This is a genomic window from Pseudogracilibacillus amylolyticus (SeqCode) (assembly GCF_051918545.1).
Taxonomy (GTDB): domain Bacteria; phylum Bacillota; class Bacilli; order Bacillales; family Amphibacillaceae; genus Pseudogracilibacillus.
The window spans coordinates 1-10,008 of the sequence record NZ_JBPPZG010000137.1; the positions used below are offsets into that span (position 1 = coordinate 1).

At 35.0% G+C, this 10,008-nt stretch carries 8 protein-coding genes; 6 read left to right on the top strand and 2 right to left on the bottom strand.

Annotated elements, in window-relative coordinates:
- Positions 1-134 (bottom strand): CotY/CotZ family spore coat protein (locus ACPYKA_RS14340; protein ID WP_479542926.1); only part of this gene is annotated, 134 nt, incomplete at its 3' end.
- Between the two features lie 519 nt (positions 135-653).
- On the opposite strand from ACPYKA_RS14340, the gene ACPYKA_RS14345 reads away from it, so the two are divergent.
- The 6 genes from ACPYKA_RS14345 to ACPYKA_RS14370 all read left to right on the top strand — a co-directional run bounded on the left by ACPYKA_RS14345 (position 654) and on the right by ACPYKA_RS14370 (position 7,591).
- A complete protein-coding gene (locus tag ACPYKA_RS14345) occupies positions 654-1,670 on the top strand; it encodes an ABC transporter ATP-binding protein (RefSeq protein ID WP_479542919.1) in 1,017 nt (338 codons plus the stop codon).
- Positions 1,645-2,613, top strand: coding sequence for an ABC transporter ATP-binding protein (locus ACPYKA_RS14350; protein ID WP_479542920.1), 969 nt, complete (start codon positions 1,645-1,647; stop codon positions 2,611-2,613). Before ACPYKA_RS14345 ends, ACPYKA_RS14350 begins: the two co-directional genes overlap by 26 nt.
- A gap of 81 nt (positions 2,614-2,694) precedes the next feature.
- Positions 2,695-4,365 carry an ABC transporter substrate-binding protein gene (locus ACPYKA_RS14355; RefSeq protein ID WP_479542921.1) on the top strand — a complete coding sequence of 557 codons (1,671 nt, stop codon included), beginning with the start codon at positions 2,695-2,697 and terminating at the stop codon, positions 4,363-4,365.
- Between the two features lie 467 nt (positions 4,366-4,832).
- Positions 4,833-5,834 (top strand): ABC transporter permease, encoded by a 1,002-nt coding sequence (locus tag ACPYKA_RS14360; protein ID WP_479542922.1) that lies wholly within the window; start codon positions 4,833-4,835, stop codon positions 5,832-5,834.
- A gap of 14 nt (positions 5,835-5,848) precedes the next feature.
- On the top strand, positions 5,849-6,763 hold the full coding sequence (locus tag ACPYKA_RS14365; RefSeq protein ID WP_479542923.1) for an ABC transporter permease: 915 nt from the start codon (positions 5,849-5,851) through the stop codon (positions 6,761-6,763).
- A 183-nt stretch (positions 6,764-6,946) separates the two neighbouring features.
- Positions 6,947-7,591: a helix-turn-helix transcriptional regulator gene (locus ACPYKA_RS14370; RefSeq protein WP_479542924.1), complete on the top strand. Its 645-nt coding sequence runs from the start codon at positions 6,947-6,949 to the stop codon at positions 7,589-7,591.
- Between the two features lie 195 nt (positions 7,592-7,786).
- Here the strand turns inward: ACPYKA_RS14370 and ACPYKA_RS14375 are convergent.
- Positions 7,787-10,008, bottom strand: a 2,222-nt coding sequence (locus tag ACPYKA_RS14375) for an FtsX-like permease family protein (RefSeq protein WP_479542925.1), incomplete at its 5' end; no start/stop codon positions are given.

Below are 10,008 nucleotides of genomic sequence, written 5' to 3' on the forward strand. Positions count from 1 at the left end.
TCGATAGAATTTTCACAACTTGTGACACATTCATCAACAGCCTCACGTTGTGCCTCTAAAATCCTTCTAACTATATCCCTAATACACTGATCATTACGCCCGTCATGATCAAATCGCTCTCTTTGACAACCCACAACAAAACAGCTCCTTTATTATTTTTGTAATTACAGTATCACTATATGTGGGGGATAGTTTATAGGTTGTTTTATAGTCTATTTTTGATAAAAATGAGTGAACTATCACGAATATAAAAGAAAATGTGCGGCTATCTTAGTATAAATATCGCTACCATTTTTCTGGCATCTAATATAATGATACTATCTAGCCAAGTCTTGGAAAGATAATTCCCAACCCATGATGAAAAGCCAGCTGATCACTGGCTTTTTTTATGTGTTAAGCAAAGATTTGTCTGTTTTTAGATTTACCTTTTGTTTGAATCAATGAAAAATTTAAACAAAATATTGAAATATGTGGCATAGTGTGCTAAATTCTATAACAACTGGAGTTTCTAAGGAATTAACGCTTCAAGCTAATTTTAATATTTTGTCATACTCGAACTACTGTTAACGTAAGCTTTTATTACTATAAATGATTTATTATTTTTAACCGCTTCCCAGATATAAATAATATAGCGAACAATGGGGGATAAAGGAATGACAGAAACAATATTAAATATAAATGAGTTGCGCACGCATTTTTTTACAGATGATGGAGAAATACCAGCCGTCGATGGTGTTAGTTTACATATCAATAAAGGTGAAATTGTCGGAATTGTTGGAGAGTCTGGCTGTGGAAAAAGTGTTACTTCTTTATCAATTATGCAATTAGTCCCTGATCCTCCTGGCAAAATTGTAAGCGGTAGCATTGACTTTAAAGGAGAAAATTTAGTAAATGTAAACAACAAAAGAATGAAAAAAATCCGTGGAAAAGAAATAGCAATGATTTTTCAGGAACCGATGACTTCACTTAATCCACTCTTTACGATCGGAAATCAATTAAGAGAGTCGATTCGAATTCATGAGAAAGTAAGTAAGAAAGAAGCACATCAAAAATCTATTAATCTATTAAAATTAGTTGGTTTACCAAGGGCAGAAGAAGTGATCAATGAGTACCCACATCAATTGTCCGGAGGGATGAGACAACGGGTTATGATTGCGATGGCGATGGCCTGTGAACCCGAGTTGCTCATTGCGGATGAACCGACAACCGCCTTAGATGTTACGATTCAAGCGCAAATATTAGATTTAATGCGTAAGTTAAATGCAGATAAAAATACCGCTATCCTATTAATTACTCACGATCTCGGTGTTGTCGCGGAAATGTGTGACCGGGTTATCGTCATGTATGCCGGTCAAGTGGTTGAAGAAGGAACGGTAAGAGATGTGCTGAAAAATCCTGAACATCCTTATACAAAAGGCCTTATCCGATCATTACCACGGTTGGATGAAAAAAATCAAAAACTATATTCCATAAATGGGACTGTTCCTAGACCGAAAATGGGGAGAACTGGGTGTCGTTTTGCCCCTAGATGTGAATTTGTATTCGGTAGATGTGTGAAAGAAAATCCAGAATTATATCCATTAGAAAATAACCGCTTAAGTAGGTGTTTTTTACACGAAGAGCTAAAAGGAGAGAAAGCAAAAAATGGCAAAGCCACTATTGGAAGTTAGCGGGTTAAAAAAACACTTCGATATTAAAGGCGGAGTATTTGGAAGAACAATCGGAAAAGTAAAAGCAGTAAATGATATTTCTTTTACCGTCATGGAAGGTGAAATACTAGGAATTGTCGGCGAATCTGGCTGTGGAAAGTCAACTACAGGAAAAGCAATTTTACGTCTAATAGAACCGACGGAAGGTACAGTTAAGTTTGAAGATCATGATATTACGAAATTAAGTGATGAGGAAATGCGTAAATTAAGACGGGATATGCAAATGATCTTCCAAGATCCTTATGCATCACTTAATCCAAGGCATACAGTAGAGAAAATTATTTCAGAACCTTTATTAGTACATGGATTAAAGTCTGATGAAAAGCGTAAAGAAAGAGTGCATGAATTGTTAGAAGTTGTAGGTCTTAGTTCGTATCATGCCTACCGTTATCCACATCAATTTAGTGGTGGACAAAGACAGCGAATAGGAATTGCCAGAGCTTTGGCAAATAATCCGAAACTTATTATCTGTGATGAGCCTGTATCGGCATTGGATGTTTCTGTTCAGTCACAAATATTAAATTTAATGAATGAACTTCGCGATAATTTTAATTTAACTTACATATTTATTGCCCATGACCTAAGTGTGGTTAAGCATATAAGTGATCGAGTTGGCGTTATGTACCTCGGAAATTTGGTGGAATTAACTGATAAAGAAAAACTTTATGAAGATCCGAAACATCCATATACACAGGCATTATTGTCTGCAGTACCCTCGCTTGATCCTGACATTAAAAAAGAGAGGATCATTCTTGAAGGAGATGTACCTAATCCGGCAAATCCACCAAAAGGCTGTGTATTCCATACACGATGTCCGAAAGCACTGGATATTTGTAAAATAGAAAAACCAGTTTTTGCTGAAGTGGAAGATCATCATTTTGTAGCTTGTCATTTATATGACTAAGCAAAGAATGATTTATCTTATATAGCAAATGCCAATTAGTGAAGCAAGGCATTTGCAAAAATCTAATAAGGGGGAAAATCAATGAAATTGAGAGGCTCATTTTTGTTGATGCTCCTGGTCTCGCTCGTTCTTATTTTAGGAGCATGCGGTGGCGGAGGAGATGAAGAGTCGGATGCTGATTCATCAGGTAGTTCTGAAACAACTGATGAGAGTGGCGAGGAAGCAGGGGATAGTGATGGGGAAAAGACATTAATATTTGCTAGAGGTGGGGACTCTGAGAGTTTAGACCCTGGCAGTACATCAGATGGAGAGTCTTCCCGGGTAACTCAGCAAGTTTTAGAAACGTTACTTACATTTGAAGCAGAATCATTTGAATTAGAGCCAGGACTTGCCCATGATTGGGAAGTTTCTGATGATGGACTGACGTATACTTTCTATCTAGAAGAAGGAGTTAAATTCCATGATGGAACGGATTTTAATGCGGAAGCGGTTAAAATCAACTTTGACCGTTTTGCAGATCCGGAACATGAATATGCGTTTGCTGATCATGAATACGTATATTTTATGTATGGTACAATGTTTGGCGGGCATAAAGGTGATGAAGGACATGTTGTTGACGAAGTAAAAGTAGTTGACGATTATACGGTGGAGTTTCATCTTAATAAACCTTTAGGGTTCTTCTTACAAAATATGGGTATGTCTTACTTTGCAATTACATCTCCGGCTGCATTAGAAGAATACGGACCGGAAATTAATGAAAATCCAGTGGGAACTGGACCATTCAAATTTGTTAGTTGGACAAAAAATGATTCTATCGTATTAGAAAAGAATGAAGACTACTGGAAGGAAGGGTTACCAAAGTTAGATAAAGTTATTTTTGAAGTAATACCTGATAATGCTGCAAGATTAATTGCATTAAGATCAGGTGATATTGACATTATGGATGGGTTAAATCCAGATGACGCAGCAGGGGTTGAATCAGACGATGATTTAATTTTATATAGTCGCGCTGAAAACAACTTTGGATATGTTGGATTCAACGTGCAAAAAGAACCGCTTGATAACGAGTTATTAAGACAGGCGATTAGCCATGCAATTGACCGTGAAGCAATTGTAGAGGCACTATATGCAGGCTACGGTACGGTTGCAAAAAACCCATTACCGCCTAGCTATTTAGGTTATAACGACGACGTAGAAGGTTATCAGTACGATGTTGACAAGGCGAAAGAGTTATTATCTGAGGCTGGATATGCAGACGGACTAGAAATTGACTTATGGACAATGCCTGTTGCAAGACCGTATATGCCAGATCCTGAAACAACAGCAGAAATTATTCAAAACAACCTTGCAGAAATCGGTGTTACGGTTAATATAGTTCGCGAAGAGTGGGCTCCATACTTAGAAAAGACGATGAATGGAGAACATCAAATTTATATGCTAGGTTGGTCAGGTACAAATGGGGATCCAGACTATTTTATTAGTAGTCTATTGCATGGTGATTTGATTGGAGACAGTAACCGCGAATTTTATCAAAATGAAGAAGTTGACAAACTTTTAAATGACGCAAAGGTAGAAATTGACCAAGATAAACGTGCTGAAATGTACAAAGAGGCTCAAGCTATTATCGCTGAAGATGTGCCGATGGTTCCATTAGTACATTCTACTCCGGTTATGGCATCATCAAATAAGGTGAAAAATTACGTCCCACATCCATCTACTAGTGAATCATTAGAAGAAGTGGACATAGAGTAAAAAGATTAGGGTAGTAGCAAATTCTACTACCCTAACTCTTTATTAAAGCTATTTTTAAAAAAAGTGTTTTTAACACAAAAACCATAAACTGTGACACTAAAAACATATAACACGGGCATATAGAGGCTAATCGTTCCCGTTATAGCGAGAATCCAAGGAGAACGGGCACAATAAAGTTCTAATCGTTCTCGTTTTAGCGAGAGTCCAAGGAGAACGGGCACAATAAAGTTCTAATCGTTACCCTTCTAAGAACAATACAATAAGTACGGTCACTTTAAGGAAATCGTTATCTTCCGCTTTGAAGGTAGGACGTCGTGCTTGCAGAAACGAAGTGTATTTCCGTAGCTGTGGAATAATTACTATCCGAAGTTATGTCGCAGTATACTTCAACTGCGAGTGGTCAAAAACATTTAACTAACGAAAGGGACTTTTTATAATTCTCTTTGCATATGAATTGAGGTGAAAAGATGCTCTCATATACGATGCGGCGTTTACTAATGTTAATTCCCGTTTTACTTGGAATGACTTTAGTTACATTCTCTATCGTTCATTTAATTCCAGGGAATCCCGCTCAAGTAATTTTAGGACAGGGCGCAACAGAAGCAGCAATTAAGGAATTAGAAGATAGTATGGGATTAAACGAACCATATTTTGTACAATATTTTATTTACCTTAAAGGGCTCTTGCAAGGTGACTTAGGAACATCGTTAAAAACAAAAACTGCAATTGCTAAAGAAATATGGCCATATATTGCAGCAACATTTGAATTAACGTTTTTTGCAATGTTATTTGCAGTGTTTGTAGGGGTAAATGCAGGGATTATTAGTGCATGGAAACAAAACTCTTGGTTTGACTTTTTAGCAATGTTTATCGCACTTGTCGGTGTGTCCATTCCCGTTTTTTGGCTAGCTTTAATGCAGCAATGGGTGTTTGCGCAAGAGTTAGGATGGTTTCCTGCAAACGGAAGGCAAAACAGCCGGGATCCTGTTGAAGCGATAACCTATTTTTATGTTATTGATACGATGATTAAGATGGATTTTGCAAAACTGGTTACAACACTTAAACATTTAGTGTTACCGAGTATTGCTTTAGGAACGATCCCAATGGCAATTATCGCCAGAATGACACGTTCAAGTATGTTAGAAGTAATGAATTCTGATTATATAAGAACTGTAAGGGCGAAGGGGTCTGGCCAGTTTTTAATCATCTATAAACATGCATTAAAAAATGCAATGATTCCGGTACTGACAGTTATTGGTCTTCAAACAGGTGTCTTATTAGGTGGGGCAATTCTTACAGAAACGATATTTAGTTGGCCTGGCATAGGACGTTATATATTTGAAGCGATTAATTTCCGGGATTATCCCGTAATTCAATCAGGTATTTTAGTCGTTGCAATAATATTCGTTTTTATAAATTTAATTGTTGATTTACTTTATACGTATATTGATCCAAGGATAAAATATTAGAAGGGGCTGATAATATGAGAAGTGAAGAAAAGATTGATGAAGCATTATCTGACCCCGTAGAATTCCCGGAAGAGGAAGAACCAAAGGCGACATCACCGTGGCGTGATACATATAGGCAACTACGTAAAAATAATTTCGCTATAGCTGGGTTTATCATTATTATCTTCTTCATTATATTGGGAATATTGGCTCCTTGGCTTACCCCATATGGATATGAAGAACAAGTATTAGTTAATCGATTAAAGCCACCCTCTTCTGATCACTGGTTAGGAACAGATGATGTCGGTAGAGATATATTTACTAGAATTGCATTTGGTGCTAGGATCTCACTTCAAGTTGGTTTTTTTGCAGTTTCGGGGGCACTTGTCTTTGGAACGCTATTAGGTGTGATTGCAGGTTATTTTGGTCGTTGGATTGATATGATTATTTCAAGAATATTTGATATTTTACTTGCTTTTCCAAGTATATTACTTGCGATAGCTATCGTTGCAATTTTAGGTGCATCTTTGCAAAATGCGTTAATTGCAATAGCTATAATTAATATACCGATTTTTGGAAGACTTGTCCGTTCTAAAGTAATAAGTTTACGTGAGGAAGAATTTGTGTTGGCGGCTAAAGCGCAAGGACTGAAAAATGGCCGCATCATTTTCCATCACATTTTACCAAATAGTTTAGCCCCAATCATTGTCCAAACAACATTGGGCTTTGGTACAGCAATCTTAGAAGCGGCAGCACTTGGGTTCTTGGGTCTAGGGGCTCAACCTCCGACACCGGAATGGGGGAAAATGTTAGCTGATTCAAGGGATTTTATCCAACTGGCTCCATGGACATTAATTGCTCCGGGGGTATCGATTATGTTAGTTGTTTTAGGCTTTAACTTAATAGGTGATGGATTAAGAGACGCCCTTGATCCAAAAATGAAAAATTAATAAATGTTATTTCGTGTAAAACTTGGAGATGAATTCATCCAAGTTTTATTTTTAATCGACAATTTTCGATATGTTGTTGTATTATTATAGGTTATTATGTATAATAATGCTAATTAAATAGACTGAATCTTTTATTTAGATTGAAGATTTTTGTTTAATTGAATGTTATGTGGGGGAAAATTCATGGGAAGAGAAGAGATGTTAGATTTTTTAAAAAGAATTGCTGATGGGATTTCTGTAATGTTTGGGAGTAACTGTGAGGTCGTTATACATGACTTGGAAAATAGTGAATCTTCTATCCTATATATAACGAACAGTCATGTTACAGAACGTGAAGTAGGGGATAAGCTGGATTTATTAGGAACAAGAGACATTGATGAGCTGTATAAAGGTGTAGATCTAGTTAATTTAAACGGGATTTCCAAAAATAATCATTTATTAAAATGCTCTACATTTCATGCTAAAGGGGAAGATTATCATTTTGCACTTGGCGTGAATTTTGATTACACAAATGTTCTCATGATTCAAAACTTAGTAAATGATTTTACTCGCGTAGGTGATAGTATTGAAATTGCAGCTAGTGAAAAAGATGAGAACTTAGAGCAAAAGTTAGATGAGTTTTATAATAATGCGGTAAATCATATTGGAAAACCAATTCCATTTATGAGAAAAAGAGAACGGGTAGAAATGATTCGATATTTACAAGATAAAGGGGCTTTTTCAATCCATAAAAGCATTCCGATTATTGCTGAAAAAATGAAGGTTTCACGATATACAATATACAATTATTTAAGAGAAATAAAAAATGAGCAGGCACACAAAGTATAATGCCTGCTCAATTTTAATGTTTTAGAAGTGACTTTGATGATCTTCGTCTAGCTCTCACACATGGAAGTACTGTTGGAGGTTAAATCAGTACTTGTTTTTCTATGATTTGTAATGAGAAAAATTTGTACTAAACGAATGGTACCTCTCCAAATGTGGGGAACCGTGCTTTGTTCGCTACACAAACTTGGAATGGACTTATTCATTCTCTCTTAATAGTGAAAAAATGGACTGTTTTCTTATTAAAGCAATTATCACAGCCATTGCGACAGAAATAAGGAAAAAAATGAATATCGCGGTTAAAGAAAAATAGTTTAAGTAATACATGAGTGAATACTCTGTGTGAGTTAACAAAATAGTATAGGAAAATATACAAAGTGCTAATAAGCTTGCAATGATAAAATAAAGTATCATTTCATAATAAAGTAAAAAATAGACATCTTTTTTCTTCATACCCATTGAAAGGTATATTCCCCATTCTTTCTTTTTGAGGTGATATTTACTATATACTACCACTGTAATGCTTAAGATAGATAGAATCACTGATGTGGCAAAAGCTAACTTACCCAATACACCAATAAAGACAGAAATTCTTGATCTGTTTGAGAAATCTAACGGAATATTTTGGTACAGACTTCCTGGCGTTATAGCGTTCAGTTTATGAATACTTGCTTCTATGTCTTCTATCTTTTCAGAAGTGATTTTTTCATCCAGATAAATATCAAGCTCATTGTATCCTTGAAAAATCCCATTATCTATTGCGGTTTGCTCATCCAGTAGAATAACTAAATTATCTTCTTCTATTTGATATGTATCATCTAATTCAATGGTGAATGGGCCATTATACACATCTGAAATTTTGTAATCCCATTTGTTCGTTTCATAACTCCCATTTGCATTATGTGTTCTTCTGACAAAAGTAATCGGTTCATCAACTAACCCCTCATTAGAATCGTCAATCGTACTTGGAATGTATAGGATAGCTTTATCCTTAAATTCCTTGTAGTCCTTTTCTGGAAAATACTTTACAAACTCGTTTTGATTCAGTAAAAGATATTTAACATTCGGAATGATCTGTTTCCCATCATATGTTAACGGTATTTCTTCCTGTTGATTAATCCAACTTTCTAAAGAAAAAGATATGATTTTTTCGTTTATTAGTGGATGTAAATCTACTAGAAAAGGTGTCTTTTGAACAAAAGTGATCCCTGATTTATTTTCTAGATCCTCAACATCCTTCGCCGAGAATGTTAATCCGGGTTTTGTAAGAACCGTTAAATTATCGATTATATCAAAGCTATATATTTCTTGGGAATTTAAATAATATTGATATCGTTTATCATCCCATAAACCAATAGTTTCTTTTTCAACGTAGATGGAAAAAATTATTATTAAGATTGAGAAAGTTATTGTTAGTATTATTAACAATGATTGTTTTGGATAGGTCATTGTTTGAGAAAAAATTTGCTTCACTGTAAAGTTATTTAATCGATCGGTAAATTTCAGTTCTTTATATGGGCGGATTTGCTCGCCCTTTAGGGTCTCATTTATTGTATGTTTTTTTAATCGCTTTATTTCATGTACAGCATTCCAAATGGTAATTAAAAATATAATCAACATATAAATCAACACTAGAATAAAACTCTGAACAGAGTCGGAAAAAGAATATTGACCAAATTGATACGTTTTAGTAATGATTACATAATGAAAGAGCAGTATAAATGGTATGGATATAATAACACTGCTAAAAAAAATAAACACATTTTGCGAAAGGAGTATTTTTAATAAATCTTTCTCTTTAGCTCCCATTGCTACAAGTAATGAAAACTTTTTTTGTTGTCCATTATAAAAGAAATAAAAAATACTATACATACATAAAAAGGAAGTGATTAATATAGAAATCTGAAAGATAAAAGAAACCATTGTAATATGCTCGTAATTCATTAAGCCCAAGGAAAATAGCCGCTCGTTTGTAAAGCCATCTTGTCCATTCTCTTCAATAAAAGTAGGTGCTCTTTGTTCTTTTTCTTTCAAGCTCCCTTTTAGCTTAATTAAAAACCTTGTATTACTACTTTCTGTTAAACTATTATTTTCAGATATTATTATATTAGGAAAATCATTTATTCCTTTTTCAACCTCTATAGGAACTGTCCATTTCGCAGAATAATCTTTGATAATACCAGTTAACGTTACATCTGTACTTTTACCATTTATAATAAGTTTTCTCTTTTCCCCTAGCTCCCAGTTTTCGTCTATAAGTGATAAATAGGTAGACTCTATAGCAATACCATTTTCGATAGACGGAAAATTTCCTTCGATAGTTTCTAATTTTCCGAGTTTTTGAGCATCATTGTCCATAGTTCCAACAGTAGCAGTGTGTCCTTCATGCAAATCTACTGTACCCAATAATTTAAATTGAC

What these genes read in the sequence shown, in the direction of transcription:
- ACPYKA_RS14345 (WP_479542919.1), top strand. Translation starts at nt 654, where the DNA reads ATGACAGAAACAATATTAAATATAAATGAGTTGCGCACGCATTTTTTT.
- ACPYKA_RS14350 (WP_479542920.1), top strand. Translation starts at nt 1,645, where the DNA reads ATGGCAAAGCCACTATTGGAAGTTAGCGGGTTAAAAAAACACTTCGAT.
- ACPYKA_RS14355 (WP_479542921.1), top strand. Translation starts at nt 2,695, where the DNA reads ATGAAATTGAGAGGCTCATTTTTGTTGATGCTCCTGGTCTCGCTCGTT.
- ACPYKA_RS14360 (WP_479542922.1), top strand. Translation starts at nt 4,833, where the DNA reads ATGCTCTCATATACGATGCGGCGTTTACTAATGTTAATTCCCGTTTTA.
- ACPYKA_RS14365 (WP_479542923.1), top strand. Translation starts at nt 5,849, where the DNA reads ATGAGAAGTGAAGAAAAGATTGATGAAGCATTATCTGACCCCGTAGAA.
- ACPYKA_RS14370 (WP_479542924.1), top strand. Translation starts at nt 6,947, where the DNA reads ATGGGAAGAGAAGAGATGTTAGATTTTTTAAAAAGAATTGCTGATGGG.